Here is a 17,407-nt window from a genome sequence, read left to right as displayed (position 1 = left end):
GGGGCAAGTGGAGATGGAGATGGAGATGGAGAGGACGAGGAAGAATGCATGCTATGCCGGCGGGGTGTCCGTCGTCCGATGACTGTCCCGGTAGTCGGTGGGAGACTGCCCCGTAACCTGCTTGAACAACGTGCTGAAATAACGCGGGTACTCGAAGCCCAATCGGTCCGAAATCTCGCCGATCGCCGCATCCGTATGCACCAGCAGGTCGATGGCACGCTCGATCCGCTTCCGGTTGACGTAGTCGTTCACGCCCATGCCCGTCAGCTGTTTCATCTTGCTGTAAAGCGTCGCCCGGCTCATCGCCATCCGGTCCGTCAGATAGGCCACATTCAGCGCAGGATCTCCCAGACTCGTCTCGATCAGGCCGTTCAGCTTCGTCAGGAAGCGCTCGTCGGCCGGGCTTATCGAAATCTCGTCGGGGTGCGGAGGGGTCGCCGACTGCCGGACCTGCGCCAAAACCCGGCGGCGGCCCGATACGATGTTCGAAACCAACCGGACAAGCACCTCATTGTCGAACGGTTTCGACAGATAACCGTCCGCTCCCATCTTGTAACCCGTCAGGATGCTCTCCGCGTCGCTACGCGCCGTCAGCAGCACCACCGGGACGTGGCTGATCGAAAGATCGTTCTTCACACTCCGGCACAACTCGTACCCGTCCATGCGCGGCATCATCACGTCGCTCACCACGAGGTCGATCCGCTGCGTGTGCAGCACGTCCAGAGCCTGCACCCCGTCGAACGCCGAATGGACGGTATCGAAATACTCCCGGAGCAGCGCCGTCAGGAAGGCGTTCAGATCCGCATTGTCCTCGACGACAAGCACCGAGCACGGCATCGGTTCCGGCGCTTCGGACGGTGTCCGGAGCGGATCAGCCGGGACATCCGGAAGTGCCGGATTTCCTGCGGAATCGCACCCGTCCGGGCTCCGGCCGGGAGACCCCGCAGTCCGCAGTCCGTCGGCCGGAATGTCGAACCAGAAGGTCGCTCCGCTGCCATTGTCGAAGGCTCCGATGTGCCCGCCCTGTTTCTCGATCAGGAACTTCGAGTAGGAGAGTCCGATTCCGCTCCCCTTGATGTCGCGGTGAGCCCGGTAAAAGCGGGTGAAAAGCCGGTCGATGTCGACATCCCCCAGTCCGAGGCCCTCGTCGGCAACCAAGACGCGCACCCGGTCCCCGTCCCGCAAGGTGGAGATTTGGACTCGTTTCCCGACTCCCGCACTGAATTTCAGGGCGTTCATCAGGAAATTCGACAGCACGATCTTGCATTTCGCAACGTCGAAGCACACCGGGCCCAACTCCGGAGCGGGCCGGAAATCCAGCGACAGCCCCTTGTTCGCAAACTCGCTCCGGAAATCCCCGACAACCTGGCCCGCCCACTCGTTGAAGTCGTACCAACCCAGTTTCACGCGCTCCTGTTCGGCGACCGGATTGTCCAGATCGAGCACCATGTTGATGATCTCCTTCATCTGCCCGGCCTGTTTCAGCATCGAACGCAGCGGTTCGCCGAGTTCGGAGGACGACGAAACGTCCGGACGCGAAAGAAGTCGTTTCAACGGCGCGTAGATCAGCGACAAGGGGGTGCGGAGCTCATGGCTGATGTTGATCAGGAAGCGGATCTTCTCCTCGTTGACCGACTGCTCGCGCAGTTTCAACTCCCATTGCAGGTGCCGCTCCCGGCGCCGGAAAACCCGGTAGGCGGCATACAGAACGGCCGACATCAGAAACAGCAGCGTCAACCCGAAAAACAAGGGCGTCTTGTACCACGCCTGACGCACGAATACCGACAGCAGCGGCGCCGGAGTCGTCCAACCGCCGCTCCGCGTGCTGCACGACACATCGACCTGCCAATCCCCGGGACTCAACATCGAAAGATCCAGCCGGTGGTCGAACGTCTCGATCCGCCGCGTGCTCTTGCCGTGAATCTCGTAGCGGAGCAGCGGCCGGTGGAAGACATCCTTCTCGTTGAGCGCCACCTTCACCGTCAGCGTCCGATAGTTCCACGGAATGCGGATCCGGCCCGCCGGATCCGGCAAACAGATTCGGCCGTCGAGCAGCGCCTCTCCCAGCGAGACCGTCGGAACGGACTCCTCCTCGAAGGAGATATCCTCACGGATCCGCACAAGTCCGCCGGTTCCCCCGAGATAGACGTTCCCGTGGCGGGGCGTGGACTGGTAGGTGTACAGCAGCTCGTTGGAGGAGAAGCCGTCGGCCTCGCCCCAGATCGAGAAGCGCTCCTCCCGCGTATCGTACGAAAAGAGCATGTTGTGGGCGCCGATCCACAAACGGCCCCGGCTGTCGAGCTGCATGGCCGAAATCTCGTCGAAAAGGTTCGTCTTCACCGCAAAGACCGAGTCCGCAGCCCGCTCGTAACGGAACAGCCCGTGGTTCGTGCCGATCCAGATCCGATCCCCGCCGTCGTGGCACAACGCCGAGATCGTCTCGTGCGCATCCAGCGTGTGCATCAGCCGGATGCTGTCGTCCGCCTGCCGGATCTCGTAGATCCGGTTCTTCTGGATCCCATACGAGCGGACCGTATCCGAATAGACCAGAAACATCGCCCCCGGATCCACCGTCTTCGGATCGTAACCCATGTAGCGGAATCTCCCGTGCGGAATGTCGTAGACGATCGCCCGCCGCGACAGAATGTAGATCTTGTCGTCGGATACCCGGTGCGCCAGCTGCTGGAATCCCGAGCCGATCTCCCGCAGATTCGTCATCGCATTCTCGATCACGAACGGCGTGGTCCGACCGCTCGACGTGTCGAACACCGACAGCCCCTTGCTGTATGCCGACAGCAGCAGCCGTCCCGGCGACAGCTCCGTGATCGAGGTGATCTTGTCCCCGTAGGTCGACTCGTAGTGCGTGAAGTTGTTCGTGGCCGGATCGTAGCGGTTCAGCCCCCCGCCGTCGGTCCCCACCCAGACAATTCCATCCGCATCCTCATAGAGACTGATCACCGACCGTTCGCTCAACCCGTAATGGCTGCCGAGCGTCGCATCCGGGAAGACCCGCATGTGCGTCGTCTTGATCCCGAGCAGCCCGCCGCGGACCGTCCCCGCCCACAGGTTGTTCCCCGAATCGTTGTACAGCACCGTGATCGAATTCACCGGCAGAGAACCCGCATCCCCCGGAATATGGCGGAGAATACGCACCTCCGATGTCGCAAGATTCAGAATGTTGATCCCGCCGCCGTCCGTGGCGAGCCACAGCCGCCCGTTGTACTCCGCAAGGTCCAGGATGATGTCGTTGCTCAACCCCGAATCCGCGCTCCCGTAGCGCCGGAGAAAACGACCCGAAGCATCGTAATGGAACAGACCCCGCTTGAACAGCGACAGCCAGACCGTCCCGTCCGCGGAGACGTACAGCGATGTCAGCGTCGCGGTCGAAGGCAGTTCGAGGAACGGACCGACCTTCCGGCTCCGGTCGTCGTAGCGGAACACGCCCTTGCCCGGCGTGGCCAGCAGCAGCGAATGCGGCCCGAGGCGTTCGATACCCGTGATATGATAGTCCGGCGACACGTTGTAGGGTTCGATGCCCGTAAAATAGATGTTCTCCATCTCGTCCGTCGTGCAGTCGTAACGGTAGAGAACCTTCTTGCCGCCGAAATAGATGCGTTCGCCGACCACCGCCGACGAAAAGACCAGCTCCTCGGTGACCGTCCGGAAACCGTCCGTGCTCCGGTCGTAGACGGCAAGCCCGCCGTCGGTCGCAACCCAGATCCGGCCCCGGCAATCCTCCGAAAGATGGTAGATGTAGTTCCCCGGAATCGACCGTGCATCGTCCCGGTCGTGAAAGTAGTTCGTCAGATCGTCCCGGTCGAACAGATTCAACCCCGACCGGGTCCCGATCCACAGAAGACCCCGGCGGTCGCGCAACAACGAGGTCACGCTCGACTGCGAAAGCCCCGACTCGATGGAGATCTGCTTGCAATAAAAATCGGGCTGACGGTCCGCACCGACCGCCGCCGAACAAAGAGTCAATCCCAAAAACAAAAGAATCCCCCGCATCGAAAGACGCCTCTTGAATCCGTCGCTTATCATACCTTAAAAGTACGCATATTTTTCCAATTCCCGATATCCGAAGGGTCGATTTGGACGATTCTTGACTCTTTCCGGACGATAGCGGAATCCCGTCCCGCACGAAAATCATAAATTTGTATAGGTCAAAAAGACATTCTAACCTTAAACCACTTTCCGTATGAAAAAATTTCTGCTATGTTCAATCGCTCTCCTGTCGGGATGGGTCGCCCTCGCGCAGACGAACCTGACAGGAACCGTCGTGGACGCCCAGTCCGGAAAGCCCATTACGGGAGCTACCGTAACCGTCAAAGGTTCGGCCCGCGGTGTCACTTCCGGAAACGGCGGTGAATTCGCCTTGCAGGTCTCTCCCGGCGAGACCCTCGTCGTGTCGTTCCTCGGAATGAAAACCCGGGAAATCACCATCGCTCCCGCCATGAACCACGTCGACGTGATGCTCGAAACCGACGCACTGAACGTCGAGGAGGTCCTCGTCGTCGGATACGGCGTAACCCGCAAACGCGACCTCGCCGGAGCCATCACCTCCATGAAACGCGACGACGTGAAGGCCGGTGTCGTCACCGACCTCTCCTCGCTGCTCAAAGGCCGCGCCGCCGGCGTCCAGGTCAAGACCAACTCCCTCGAACCCGGCGGCAGCATCTCGATCCGGGTCCGCGGCGCATCCTCGATCAGCTCGAACAACGAGCCCCTGTACTCCATCGACGGATTTCTGACCGATGACCCCGGCTATGTGAACCCCGACGACATCCAGTCCATCGAAATCCTCAAGGATGCCGCCGCAACCTCGATCTACGGCTCCCGCGGTGCAAACGGCGTCGTGCTCATCACCACGAAGAAGGGTATCAAGGATCAGTACCGCGTCGAATACTCGCTCAACACCTCCTTCAAGCAACTCAAAAACCCCTGGGACCTCATGGATGCCCGCGATGAGATCGACTACAACATGAAGATTTGGCGGGAGAACGGGAGCCAGGGGAATCCCCCCTACACCGACGAACAGCTCAAATTCCACGGTTCCGGAACCGACTGGCTCGACCTGACGACCCGGACCGGATTCACCCAGACCCACCAGGTATCCATCAGCGGCGGAAACGACCGCGTCACCGTATTCGGGTCGGCCAACTACGCCGGAGACAAGGGTATCCTCTACAACACGGACTTCGAACGCTGGAACGGCCGCATCAACGTCGACATGAAGGTCAACAGCTTCATCAACGTCGGCGCCAACGTATCCGTCGTCAAGAGCACCAAGGGCTATCTGAACATGGGTACGAATGCCTCCACGGACAACGTCATGTACAGCATCTTCATGCTCTCGCCGACGCTCCTCCCCGACGGCAAGAACGTCTTCGGTGAAAGCGAACGACGCGCAACCATCATGGACGAGATCAACGACCTCGACCAGAAGAACTCCGCCAATCAGGTTTATGCCGGCATCTACGCCGACATCAAGATCGCAAAACCCCTGACCTTCCGCGCCTCCTACATCTACAACAACGAAAACCTCAAACAGCAGCGATACTATCCCCGCAGCACCGTGGTCGGTCAGGCCGTCGACGGTTCCGCCTTCGTATCCAACGAAAAGGCCGACCGCAGCCAGCTCGATGCCCTGCTGACCTACGACCAGATCTTCGGAATCCATCACCTGAAACTCATCGCCGGGGCCAGCCGGATCACCTATGTCGCCGAAAGCAGCGAAATGGATGCACTGGGATTCGCCACCGACATGTTCGGGTATCACAACATGAGCCTCGCACAGACGATCAACTACATCTCAACGGGGCGCACCGAAAACGAAAAACGATCCTTCTTCGGACGCGGCGAGTATGTCCTGAACGACAAGTACATCTTCAACGTCTCGTTCCGCGCCGACTACGCCACGCACTTCGGTCGCGACAACCGCTGGGGATACTTCCCCTCGGCTTCCTTCGCCTGGCAGCTCGGCGACGAGCCCTTCATGGAGTTCGCTCGTCCGCTCTTCTCGACCATCAAGCTCCGCGCAAGCTACGGTCAGAACGGAAACGACGGAATCGGATACGGACTCTCGCAGTTCCAGTACCGCGTCAGCGACGTCTACCTCGGCGGAGACGCCCTCCAAAAGATGATGTATCCCTACAACCCCCGCAACGACGAACTCACCTGGGAAACCACCTCGCAGTTCGACATCGGACTCGACCTCGCGCTCTGGAACAGCCGCATCGAGGTCAACTTCGACTGGTACTACAAGAAAACGACCGACCTGCTGAACCCCGTCAACATCTCGACCTCCGCCGGCGGCTTCGAAACCTACATGGGCAACAACGGAGAACTCGAAAACAAGGGCTTCGAACTCTTCATCAAGTCGAACAACTTCTCGCGGCCCGACTTCTCGTGGAGTACGACCCTCAACCTCTCGCACAACAAGAACAAGGTACTCCGGTTGAGCGACATGGAGGCCAAGTACGAGCAGATCCGTCCCCACGGGCACTACAACTTCGAGGACTACGTCATGCTCAAACCCGGATACTCGCTCAGCTCGATCTACGGCTACAAGTTCGCGGGAATCATCCAGACCGGCGAAACCTATGCCCCGCAGCCCACGTCGGTGGCCGGTGACCCCAAATTCGTCGATGTCGACGGAAACGGAACCATCGACCTGAACGACCGCACGGTCCTCGGAGACGGAAATCCCGACGTCATCATCGGCCTGGGCAACAACTTCCGTTGGAAGAACTTCGACTTCTCGTTCTTCCTCGAATCCGCCGTCGGCCACAAGCTCCTCAACCTGACCCGCGTGCTGCTCGAAGACGAAAACCGCCTCCGCGCGTCGATGGACCGCTGGACGCAGGCCAACCCCTCGAACTCGATCCCCCGGAACGGATACCGGAAGGATGCCGGCGTGAAGTACGGCTCCTACATCAACTCCCGCTTCGTGGAGGACGCCAGCTATCTCCGGCTCCAAAACATCGAGATCGGATACAACCTCCCGATCGCAAAGTGGGGCGGACTCTCCCGCTACATCAAGGCCTGCCGGATCTATGTCGGCGCCCAGAACCTCTTCGTACTGACCGGATACACGGGATTCGACCCCGACGTCAGCACCAACGGCGGAAATCCCGTGGCCCAGGGTCTCGATTTCAGCTCCTATCCCGCATACAGAATGTATAACTGCGGATTAAAAATCACCTTCTAAAATGACACGACCCATGAAAAACCTATTCAAGAGCAACTTGTGCCGGTTCGGAATCGGAATTCTCGCCCTGGCTTACGCCTGCACGAATCCCGAAGAGGTCATGTACACCTATACGGACCAGAATGCATTCGAAACCCAGGACAACGCCATCGAGGCCGTAAACGGAATATACGCCCCGTTCCACTCCGTATCCCTGGCGACGATCTACCTCAACGACCTCTCGACCGACGCCTGCTTCAAGAGCGAAAACGACTTCGAGATTCTCAACGACGGAAAAATGAGCGAGAACAGCGACGTCGCAAACGCCTGGAACGGATACTACCAGATGATCAGCCGTGCGAACCTCGTCATCGACCATCTCCCCGATATCGACAGCGAAGCCTTCCTCGACTCCAAGCCTTCGAAAGAACGGCTCCTCGCGGAAGCCTACTTCCTCCGTGCGTTCGCCTACTACAACCTCACGGACTTCTTCTACAAGGTCCCCCTCGTGACCGACAGCGAAATCAAGGTGACGGCCAAGGAACCGCTGGCCGGCATCGACGCCATCGAGGAGCAGATCATCCGGGACCTGACCCTCTCGCTCGAAGGGCTCCCCGAGAGTTATGGCTCCACGGTCGACGCCGGACGCGCGCCAATCGGGGCCGCCTACGCCATGCTGTGCCGCGTCAAGATGCGCGCCGCAGGACGTACCCGGCTCGCGGGAGGCAATGCGCAGACGCTCTGGAACGAGGCGCTCACCTATGTCGACAAGGTGCTGGAACTCGAAACGAAGGGTGTGCACTCCCTCCAACAGGACATCTGGAACGTATTCGACCCCTCGAAGGACGCGACCCTCTACAACAACGAGCTGATCTTCGCCGTCCGCTCGCGGAAGGACGTGCCCACGGGAAGCACCGACCTCGGCATGTATTTCACCCCGTGGAATTACGACATGGGGTGGGACATCTTCAACGTGCCCCTCGAACTCACCTGGCAGTACGACCCCGCGGATGACCGCTACACCAAACTGCTCGTCACCGAATTCGACAACGTATACGGAGACCAGATCCACTACGAAATCCCCGCATCGGTCGAACAGGTCGGACTCGTCTACGGCGAGAACAAACCCCAGGAGGGGTGGCGGACCGAGGAGTTGAGCGCTTCCTACACCCAGAAATACAAGTACCTAAACCCCGGCACCTACAACTACAACACGAACAACAACATGGTGCACATCCGGCTCGCCGACATGATCCTCTGCAAGGCCGAGATCCTCAACGAACTCAACGGTCCCACGCAGGAGGCGGTCGATCTGGTGAACCGGATCCGCGAACGCGCCTTCCACAACTCGGACCACAACCTCAAACTCGCCGACTACGCCTCCACGGCCGACCTGCGGAGCGCCATCTGCGACGAGCGCCTGCTCGAACTCACCCACGAGGGGCGCCGCCGGCCCGACCTGATCCGCATGGGTCTCTGGAAAGACCGCATGGATACCTACATCGCACGGATCAAGGAGAAGTCCGAATGGTCCGAAAAGAACTCCTCGGATCCCAACGCCGATTACTCCACCATGTGGAAGGTCTATCCGCAGAACCTCACGGAGAACGACGTCCGGCGTTACTATCCCATCCCGAAGCGCGAAACCGACATCAACCCCGCGCTCAAAGAGAACCGGGTGTTCGATTAACCGGAAAAAGCATGAACGTATGACTGCTAAATGGCTGTTCGCAACGCTTTGCGCCGGATGTCTCGCATGCAGCTGTTCGGAGAAACCCGAACGCTGGGATTTCGACAACCTCGACGGACTCGTCTGCACCCATCAGGACGATAACCCGGCCCGGCAGATCGAGTGCCGGAACGGCGTCATGAAGATCTTCACCCGGGCCAACTCGCGCGACCGCAAGAAGGTCCGGACCGTCGGCTCCGACTACGGAGCCGGGCGTTACACGTGGCGGGTCTACATCCCCGAAATGGGAGTGGGGGATCAGGCCAGCGTCGGAGCATTCATCTATCACGACGACCAGCACGAACTCGACTTCGAGATCGGATACGGCCCCCAGGAGGTGCGTGAGCGGATCGGCGCCAAACCCGGCGAGATGGTCGCCTACATGACCACGCAGGACAACCCCCATCAGTCGGTACAGGTCCCGATCGCCTGCGGATGGCACACCTGCGACATCGAACTCTCGCTGCGCGACGGTCGCTACTACGCCCGGTGGCTCATCGACGGAAACGAGGTCGCCGCCGTACAGCTGACCTTCGGCCCGGAGATCACGTTCACCATCATGTGCAGCGTCGAGAACCTGCTCTTCATCGGTGACCACATCCCCGCGCAGGACAACTACGGGCTCTTCGACTACATGGAATACCTGCGGTTCGAATAACCCCCGATTCGGAACGGAGACCGTTGCCCGGAAGCCTGCCGCTCCGGGCAGCGGCCCCGCCCGATCTTCGGAAAAGAACGGCTCCGGCTGCGGGGCCGTGCAAAAAATGACTTGAAATGAAAAGACTCCATTCACTCATCCCGAGACGAAAGCTGGTGTGCGGAGCAATCCTCATATTGGCCTGTGCCGTCTCCTGCAACCGCGACAATGCGGAGATCAGCCCCGGCGAAGTGTTCAAAAGCGTCGGCGTGAAGGTTGCGGACGACAACGCCCTCCGCATGGAGGTCGCCATCGAGTTCAAGAAGAGCGTCACCTACGAAATCGAATACTGGAAGGAAGAGGGGCCCGCAAAGTGCTTCCGGACCCGGAGCCGCGAAGCCGCCGGTACGGAGGTCTCGAAACTCATCCTGCTCGAACCCGACACCCGGTATCTCTTCCGGATCCACGCCCGGTGCGGAGGCGGATCCTCCACGACCGACACCTATGCCTTCCGGAGCGGCATGCTCCCGGGAAACATCCCCGAATACGCGCTCTCGAAGGATGAACTGACAGACGAACCCGAAGGATACATCCTCATGTGCAAACGCGACGAACCCGGATTCATCACCCTCTGCGACATGCGCGGAACCATCGTCTGGTATGAATCCGTGCCGGAGGGCGTGCGCGTCGCAACCTACGACGACGCAACGGGGACCATCCTCGCAATCGTCGGGTCCAGTCCGCTGAAATCCTATGCCGGAACGGGAATTCTGATGCTCGACCTCGCCGGAAACCGCCTCCTCGAAAAGAACATCGTCGAGATGCATCCCCATCACGACATCCGGCGCATGCCCGACGGAAACATCATTATGGTCAACTACGTCCCGAAAACGTTCGACCTCTCGGCCTGCGGCGGAAGCTCCGAAGAGACCGTCTGGGGCGACGGATACTCGATCCTCGATCCGCAGGGGAACGTCCTGGAATCCTGGGACTGCTACGGAGAACTCGACCCCCGCGAGGACCCGGACATCATGAAGAAGAAAGGGGACTGGCTCCACGCCAATGCCGTCAACTTCGACCGCGAAGGAAACCGCTACATGACCTTCAACAAGATCAGCCAGCTGTGGCGGATCGACCCCGACGACGGGCACGTCCTCTACCGCGTCGGTGCCGACGGAAACGTCGATCTCGACGAACGCTTCGTCCCCGACGGCCTCCATTCGCCCTATCCGCTCGACCCCGACCGCGTTCTGGTCCTCGACAACGGAAAAAGCGGCGGAGAAAAGGTGACCAGAGCCCTGATCTACGAGATCGATCCCGCGGCCATGTCGGCAACAGCTTCGCTCGAAGTCCCGCTCCCGGCCGAATACGGCTCGCAGAACAGAAGCAACGCCTGCTTCATCGACGACGATCTGATGCTCTTCGGATCCAGCGGCGCAAAAGCGGCCCTGTTCACGGATCTCGAAGGAAATGTCAAAAGAGTCATTCAGTGCGATTTCCTGCCGTATCGTGCGGAATACATCCAGAATCTGACCTATTAATCAAACACCACCCACGCCCATGAGAAAACAATGGTTATTGACCGCACTGATGATCGGATCCGTCGCGTGCTCGAAACAAGTCACGACGGCAGACTTCAACATAGTACCCATGCCCCAACGGATCGAAGCCCTCGCCGAGGAGGGTTTCGTGATCCGGAACTCAACCCGAATCGTCTATCCCGAAGGAAACAAGGTCCTGAAAAGAAACGCCGAACTGCTCGCCGGATACATCGCCGACATTGCGGAGCTGAAACTCAACGTCACTTCCCGTGAAACGGACTCGAACGCCATCCTGCTGAAAACCAACTTCACGAACTCGAACCCCGAAGCCTATCAGCTCACGGTCGGAGAACAGACGGTGACGATAAACGGAAGTTCCGAAGCCGGCGTCTTCTACGGCATGCAGACCCTCCGAAAGGCCATCCCCGCCGGCAGCGAGGGGTGCAACATCGCACTGCCCGCCGTCGAAATCACCGACATGCCCCGGTTCGGATACCGCGGCATGCACCTCGACGTCGCCCGCCACTTCTTCCCCAAGGAGTTCATCAAACGATACATCGACATCCTCGCGATGCACAACATCAACCGTTTCCACTGGCATCTGACCGACGACCAGGGCTGGCGCATCGAGATCAGGAAATACCCCGAACTCGCCGAAAAGGGGCAATGGCGCAAGGAGACGCTCGTCGGAACGCTGTACACCGATGACAAGAAGTACGACGGAACGCCCTACGGCGGTTACTACACGCAGGACGACATCCGCGAAATCGTCGACTATGCCCGCGAGCGCTTCATCACGATCATCCCCGAGATCGACCTCCCGGGGCACATGTTGGCCGCACTCTCCGTATATCCGGAGTTCGGATGCACGGGCGGTCCCTATGAAACGGCAACCGAATGGGGCGTATTCCCCGACATCCTCTGCATGGGGAACGAACGCACCTACGCCTTCCTGGAGGACATCTTCGCGGAGATCACCGATCTGTTCCCCTCGGAGTTCATCCACATCGGCGGCGACGAGGCCCCCAAGGAGCGTTGGGAAGCCTGCCCCAAATGTCAGGCCCGGATCCGCGAACTCGGCATCCGCGCCACGAAGGAGCATTCGGCCGAAAACCAACTCCAAAGCTACGTCGTGCAGCGGATCGAAAAGTTCCTCAACAGCCGCGGCCGTGAGGTGATCGGCTGGGACGAGATCCTCGAAGGCGGAATCGGCGGCGGCGCCACCGTCATGTCGTGGCGCGGAATCGAAGGCGGAATCAAGGCCGCAGCGCTCGGGCACGACGTCATCATGGTGCCCTGCCAGACCCTCTATTTCGACTACTACCAGTCGAAAGAGACCGAAAACGAACCCCTGGCCATCGGCGGATACGTCCCCGTCCGCAAGGTCTACGACTACGAACCCATTCCCGAGACGCTGACGCCCGAGCAGGCGTTCCACATCATCGGCGTGCAGGCCAACCTCTGGACCGAGTACATCACCACGCCCGAACACGTCGAATACATGCTCCTGCCGCGGCTCGCCGCGCTCGCCGAGGTGCAGTGGACGCAACCCGGAACCAAGAACTACGACAGGTTCCTCGACAGAATGGACGCCCTGTTCCACCTCTACGACAAATACGGTTACCACTACGCCGGACACATCCGGCAGACGGCCGCTGCGGATACGACTCCGGACGACGAAATGCATTGAGTTCTCTCTCCTCCCAAAATACGGAAGCACCCCGGATCTCATGAGATCCGGGGTGCTTCGTCTCGCCGCAGCGGGGCAGTCACTCTACGACAAATGTCCCGCTCGTATTGACCGTACCGTCCCACAGTCCGTCGCTCCCGGCATAGACCCAGGTGCCGTCGGGACCGAGTTTGTAACGGAAGGCAAAGTAATAGCTGCCCGCGTCCCCGATGGCCGGTGTCCGCCCCTGGTAGTAGAACTCGTCGCCCCAATCGGCATTGAACGGACACTCCGTCCACAACCACGCGCCGTCCGTCGGATCGGACGTACCGCCGTAGCCGATCTCGCAGACGATCCCCATGCCGTCGGCACTCGGTTCCTCCCGATTCGTGAGTCCGTCGACCTTGACCTTCGAACCAGCCTCGAACTGCTCTCCCGCATGGATCGTCGTTGCGACGGTCCACTGGATGTTCGCCCAGGAGATGCTGTACTGGCTGTAATCGATGTCTCCGCCGCCCGAGCCCGACGTAACCTCGAAACTGCCGTTGACATTCTCCTGTCCGTCCCACAGTCCGTTCGTCCCGGCGTAGACGTAAGGACCCTCCTCCTGACGGATCCGGAACGTATAATAATAGATCCCGGCTCCGAGACCCTCGATCTTGCCCTGATAGTAGAAGTTGTTGCCCCAGTCTCCGTTGAACCAACAGGGAATCCAGACCCACTCCTCACCGTCGGGCTTCGAATCCTCCGTCGAATAGCCGATCTCACAGGTGATCCCCTCGCCGGTCGTGCTCTCCATCGTATTCGTGATTCCGTCGGCAAAGACACAGCATCCGGCTTCGAAGGCCGTTCCTTCCGCAACGATCAATGAGGCCGTCCATTGCAGGTTCGCCCACGTGACCGGAGACTCCTCGTCCGGAAGCTCCTCTTCCGACCGGATCTCCTGATCGACGGTCAGTGTCGCCAGGGCGTCGTCTCCGATGTAGAAGGTGACGCTTCCCGTGCGCGGCGCATCGCCCGTATTGTCGCTCACGGTCACGGCCACGTTTGCGACAAAGTGTTGCCCGTCGGACGGATAGCCGTCCGGATCGACCGTAATCCAATAGTCGGAGGGGACAGCTCGCCAGCGGCGTGTCGCATCCACCTTCACGGCAAGCGTGCTCCGGTAACCCGGGAATGACAGATAATCCGAGTCCAGTTCCAACGACGCCGCGGCCGGCTCATTCCCGTCGTCCCGACAGGACGCGGCTCCGAGACATAGGCAAAGGAACAAAAACAGAATTCGATACGTGTATTTCATCTTTCTGGAATATGTCTGGTTTAACGTAAATAAGTGGTGACCCGATAGATGCCGGGGCTCCAAACCGCCTTGTAGGACTCCGGCGAATAGACGAACACTTCGTCCGAATGGTGGGCCGAATAGTCATTCACCCGTTCGTTCGAGAGGTGCCTGCGCCCCCGGGCGATGAGCAGGGAATGGTGAAAGGTCTCGTCGCCGTTCAGGACCCGCCACGTCTCCCACGTGCCGGACGGGAACCCTCCCTCCAAAACTTGAAGAATATAACCCGTTTTCGCAGGATCGACCGCCGTGAACGAGACCTTGAAGTTGATCCCCGCAACAACGAATTCGTCGGCCGACGTGCGGATGATCAAACCGTAGGCGTCATCGGCATCGTAGGTGATCTTCAACCGGTAATCGCCCATCTCCACGATGCGCTCCCGTTCGCCGGGACTCTTCATCACTCCGATCATGTCGGAGGTGTTCCGGTGCGACGCGATCAGCGGCAGAAGCTCCCCGAGAACCCGGTAGGACTCGGCAAAAAGATGGTTTCCCGCTCCATCCTCGATCCCGAACGGAGAGTAGCACAGCGCATCGTGCTCGCCGAAGGCCCAGAAGGCATGGGCCGGATTCATGACCGACTCGGGAATCAGCAGCGGATTGTCCGCACGGTGGTAGTCCGCCACGATCTCCTTGAAGTTCGGAAGATAGATGTCGGGGGCCAGCACGTCGACATGCGGCGCCGCAGCCTTCCAGATGTCCATCACGCGCGAAACGGGACCGCCGTTCGGATAGACGCCCGGCAGATCCTCCGCCTGCTGCACGATCCAGCAGTTGCAGAACGTCGGCAGCGCATAGACCGACTTCCCGGCAGCCGCCACGCAGTCGATATAGGTGGCATATTGCCACGCCAGGTGGAAGCTGTGGCCCCAGACGTTGTCGCCGAAGACCTCGCGCCACGAACCCGAACGTTTCGCCCCGTGCTCCTCCCAGACCGTGCGCAGCTCCGGACGCAGCGACGCCCGATGCTCCGTCAGATAGGCCAGCAGCGCCCGCGGAACAGGGCGCTCGTAATCCGCCAACGAGCGGGCCGTATAGTCCCGGTCCTGAAAGATCCCGACCTCGTTCTCCGGTTGGAGCGCGATGACGGTCCCGTGGGCCGCGTCGATCTCCCGGATGCGCTTCACAAGGGCGCCATACGCACGTGCATCGGCGAGCATGGTCTCCTCGCAGAACGGCGAGAGCGTCTCGATCCGTCGCCCGTCGGCCGTCTCCACCCGGGCAAAACGCTCCGTATCCCGCTTCACCCAGGCAGGGGCGTAGCTCGACTCTCCGTTCTTCCAGCTGCCGAACCACAGAACAACGACCTTCAAGCCGTTGGCCCGGGCCTGTGTCACCAGATTGTCCACAAGCGTGTAGTCGTAGAGGCCCTCCTGCGGTTCGAACTGCTCCCAGGCTATCGACGCAAGAACCGTATTGAGATGCAGGGACCGGAGCGTGGGCCACAGCGTGTTCATATACCCGGGCGTGGAGTTCGACGAATTGTGCACCTCCCCGGCCAGCATGATGAAGGGACGTCCGTCCACCAGCAGCTCGCTGCTTCCGTCTTCGTGGATGATCAGCTCCGACGGCGTGCGGGCTCCCAACGTCAGGATCCAAAGCGCCGACACCAATAACAAAACCGTTTTCAAACTCTTTTCCATACGTTTTTCCCGTTTTCCGATTCGTTATCTCAAAACCACGTCGATGACATGAGACCTGCCCGCAGAGCCGGTTACGGTCAGCCGGTATCTCTTCCCGCGGACGATCCCGCTGTCGAAAAACGACAAGGTGTTGCGGCCCGCGGCGAGGGTGACCTCCGTACGGTATGCCTCCGAGCCGTTAGTGCTTGTCAGGGTCAGCGTCCCCCGTCCCGGCTCCGACGTGAAGAGATCGATTTCATAGGCGCCGCGGTCCGGATGACGCAGCAGGTCGCAGACCCCCGTGGCCGTATTCACCACCGACGTGCAGAACCCTTCCAGATTCGTCGGCGCGGTGATCCCCGCCTGGCGAAGCCCCTCCTGTACGCAGGAATTCCCCATGAGCAGCTTCCAGATCAGGCCCGAACGGTAGTTCTCCATCATGATCGCCATCGGAGCGTGCTCCATGGCCAGGTATTCGCCGCTGACCGACTTGTCCGACGGGCAGTAGGAGACGTAGAACCCGTAGCGGCCATTCAATTTGGCGTAGTTGCGTTCCAGATTCAGCAGCACCTGCGCCGAATAGAACGGCGTGTAGGGGAAGGCGCTGATCGCCGCCGTGGGGGCCAGGATCCCGTCGTCGTTCTCCGGATCCCGCGAGCGGTAATCCGGATGCTCCCCGCAACCGCCGCAGGCCGTCAGCCCCCAGGCGGATTCCGAATAGCCGTATTCGGCGGGAGCCTCGTAAACGCAATAGTGGCGGTTGATCATCGTGTGGTTCTGATTCTGCGCCCAATAGTAGCAATGGCTGTCCTGCATCTCCCGGGGATCCAGACCCAGGAACGAGTACTGCGAAAGGAACAGCGGCCCGCCCTTGTCGGTACCCAGCGGCAGCGAATAGCCGTAGGTCTCGCGCGTCGGGTGCGAGAAGTCGTAGCCCTGCCAGCAGTTGCGGTAGACATCGGCCGGAATCCGGTGCTCCTCCGGGGCCGCCATGCCCAGAATGTAGACCAGCAGCGTCTCGTTCCAGCCCACAAGCGGCAATTCGTGCCGGTCCTCATCCGCATGCCAGATCCAGTAGAGCGTTCCGTCTTTGAGGAAACGGTTCCACTCGATCGTCTGCCAGAAATACCCGGTTGCCTCCCGAATGGCCGTCTCGTCGGCATCCGCACCGTCGAAATACTCGCTGGCCGTCAGCAGACCGCCCATCATGAAGGCCGTCTCCACGATCTCCCCGGCCGCTTTCTGATCCCCGAACGGGACAATCTTCCCCGAAGGATCGTACCAGTGCGCCCACGCTCCCGCAAAACGATCGGCCTCTTTCAGAAACTCCGTGATCCGCACGATCTGCGACGCTGCCGCAGATCGGGTGATCCAGCCCCGCTCGACGCCGATAATCAGGCTCATGATCCCGAATCCCGTCGCGCCCGTCGTCAGCGTCGATTTGCTGGCCGAGCTGTTGTAGGCCATCCCCGTCTCGGGATTCGACCCCGAAACGAAATAGTCCATCACCTTCTGTTCGTGCTCGTTCATGAGGTTGCGCATCACCTCCGGAGCATAGGTATTGTCGTTCTCCACATACGAATCGCCCGTCGTGGATTCGTCCTCCACGCACCCCAGCAAAGCTGCGGCGGAGAACCAGATGGCGAGCAAATGAAACATCGTCTTTATCATGTTTTGAAGT

General features: G+C 60.1%; 9 protein-coding genes. 5 read left to right on the top strand and 4 right to left on the bottom strand.

The genetic code is table 11. The features are described 5' to 3' along the window. Positions 1–51 precede the first annotated feature (51 nt). Positions 52–3,987: a hybrid sensor histidine kinase/response regulator transcription factor gene (locus B5G16_RS09730; RefSeq protein WP_162612053.1), complete on the bottom strand. Its 3,936-nt coding sequence runs from the start codon at positions 3,985–3,987 to the stop codon at positions 52–54. A gap of 211 nt (positions 3,988–4,198) precedes the next feature. Here B5G16_RS09730 and B5G16_RS09725 point away from each other — a divergent pair, with 211 nt between their 5' ends. The 5 genes from B5G16_RS09725 to B5G16_RS09705 all read left to right on the top strand — a co-directional run bounded on the left by B5G16_RS09725 (position 4,199) and on the right by B5G16_RS09705 (position 12,786). Continuing rightward, positions 4,199–7,210, top strand: coding sequence for a SusC/RagA family TonB-linked outer membrane protein (locus B5G16_RS09725; RefSeq protein WP_087263551.1), 3,012 nt, complete (start codon positions 4,199–4,201; stop codon positions 7,208–7,210). Positions 7,211–7,223: 13 nt separating this feature from the next. Continuing rightward, positions 7,224–8,879 (top strand): RagB/SusD family nutrient uptake outer membrane protein, encoded by a 1,656-nt coding sequence (locus tag B5G16_RS09720; RefSeq protein ID WP_087263550.1) that lies wholly within the window; start codon positions 7,224–7,226, stop codon positions 8,877–8,879. 19 nt (positions 8,880–8,898) lie between these two features. Further along, positions 8,899–9,576 carry a hypothetical protein gene (locus tag B5G16_RS09715; protein ID WP_087263549.1) on the top strand — a complete coding sequence of 226 codons (678 nt, stop codon included), beginning with the start codon at positions 8,899–8,901 and terminating at the stop codon, positions 9,574–9,576. A gap of 116 nt (positions 9,577–9,692) precedes the next feature. Continuing rightward, positions 9,693–11,096: an aryl-sulfate sulfotransferase gene (locus B5G16_RS09710; protein ID WP_087263548.1), complete on the top strand. Its 1,404-nt coding sequence runs from the start codon at positions 9,693–9,695 to the stop codon at positions 11,094–11,096. Between the two features lie 19 nt (positions 11,097–11,115). After that, positions 11,116–12,786 carry a beta-N-acetylhexosaminidase gene (locus B5G16_RS09705; protein WP_087263547.1) on the top strand — a complete coding sequence of 557 codons (1,671 nt, stop codon included), beginning with the start codon at positions 11,116–11,118 and terminating at the stop codon, positions 12,784–12,786. 79 nt (positions 12,787–12,865) lie between these two features. Here the strand turns inward: B5G16_RS09705 and B5G16_RS09700 are convergent, their stop codons facing one another. Genes B5G16_RS09700 through B5G16_RS09690 form a run of 3 tightly spaced genes read right to left on the bottom strand, consistent with a single transcriptional unit; the run spans position 12,866 to position 17,397 of the window. Beyond that, the gene (locus tag B5G16_RS09700) at positions 12,866–14,065 is read right to left on the bottom strand and encodes a BACON domain-containing protein (RefSeq protein WP_087263546.1); all 1,200 of its coding nucleotides are present in this window, start codon (positions 14,063–14,065) and stop codon (positions 12,866–12,868) included. A gap of 20 nt (positions 14,066–14,085) precedes the next feature. After that, positions 14,086–15,747, bottom strand: coding sequence for a GH35 family beta-galactosidase (locus B5G16_RS09695; RefSeq protein ID WP_087263545.1), 1,662 nt, complete (start codon positions 15,745–15,747; stop codon positions 14,086–14,088). A gap of 24 nt (positions 15,748–15,771) precedes the next feature. Then, on the bottom strand, positions 15,772–17,397 hold the full coding sequence (locus B5G16_RS09690; protein ID WP_087263544.1) for a glucoamylase family protein: 1,626 nt from the start codon (positions 17,395–17,397) through the stop codon (positions 15,772–15,774). Between the last annotated feature and the right edge of the window lie 10 nt (positions 17,398–17,407).

Source organism: Alistipes sp. An66 (assembly GCF_002161445.1).
GTDB lineage: Bacteria > Bacteroidota > Bacteroidia > Bacteroidales > Rikenellaceae > Alistipes > Alistipes cottocaccae.
This window is presented reverse-complemented; position numbering and strand designations above follow the sequence as displayed.

Coding starts and splice junctions, on each gene's coding strand:
- B5G16_RS09725 (WP_087263551.1), top strand. CDS start 4,199: ATGAAAAAATTTCTGCTATGTTCAATCGCTCTCCTGTCGGGATGGGTC.
- B5G16_RS09700 (WP_087263546.1), bottom strand. CDS start 14,065: ATGAAATACACGTATCGAATTCTGTTTTTGTTCCTTTGCCTATGTCTC.
- B5G16_RS09710 (WP_087263548.1), top strand. CDS start 9,693: ATGAAAAGACTCCATTCACTCATCCCGAGACGAAAGCTGGTGTGCGGA.
- B5G16_RS09690 (WP_087263544.1), bottom strand. CDS start 17,397: ATGATAAAGACGATGTTTCATTTGCTCGCCATCTGGTTCTCCGCCGCA.
- B5G16_RS09695 (WP_087263545.1), bottom strand. CDS start 15,747: ATGGAAAAGAGTTTGAAAACGGTTTTGTTATTGGTGTCGGCGCTTTGG.
- B5G16_RS09720 (WP_087263550.1), top strand. CDS start 7,224: ATGAAAAACCTATTCAAGAGCAACTTGTGCCGGTTCGGAATCGGAATT.
- B5G16_RS09715 (WP_087263549.1), top strand. CDS start 8,899: ATGACTGCTAAATGGCTGTTCGCAACGCTTTGCGCCGGATGTCTCGCA.
- B5G16_RS09705 (WP_087263547.1), top strand. CDS start 11,116: ATGAGAAAACAATGGTTATTGACCGCACTGATGATCGGATCCGTCGCG.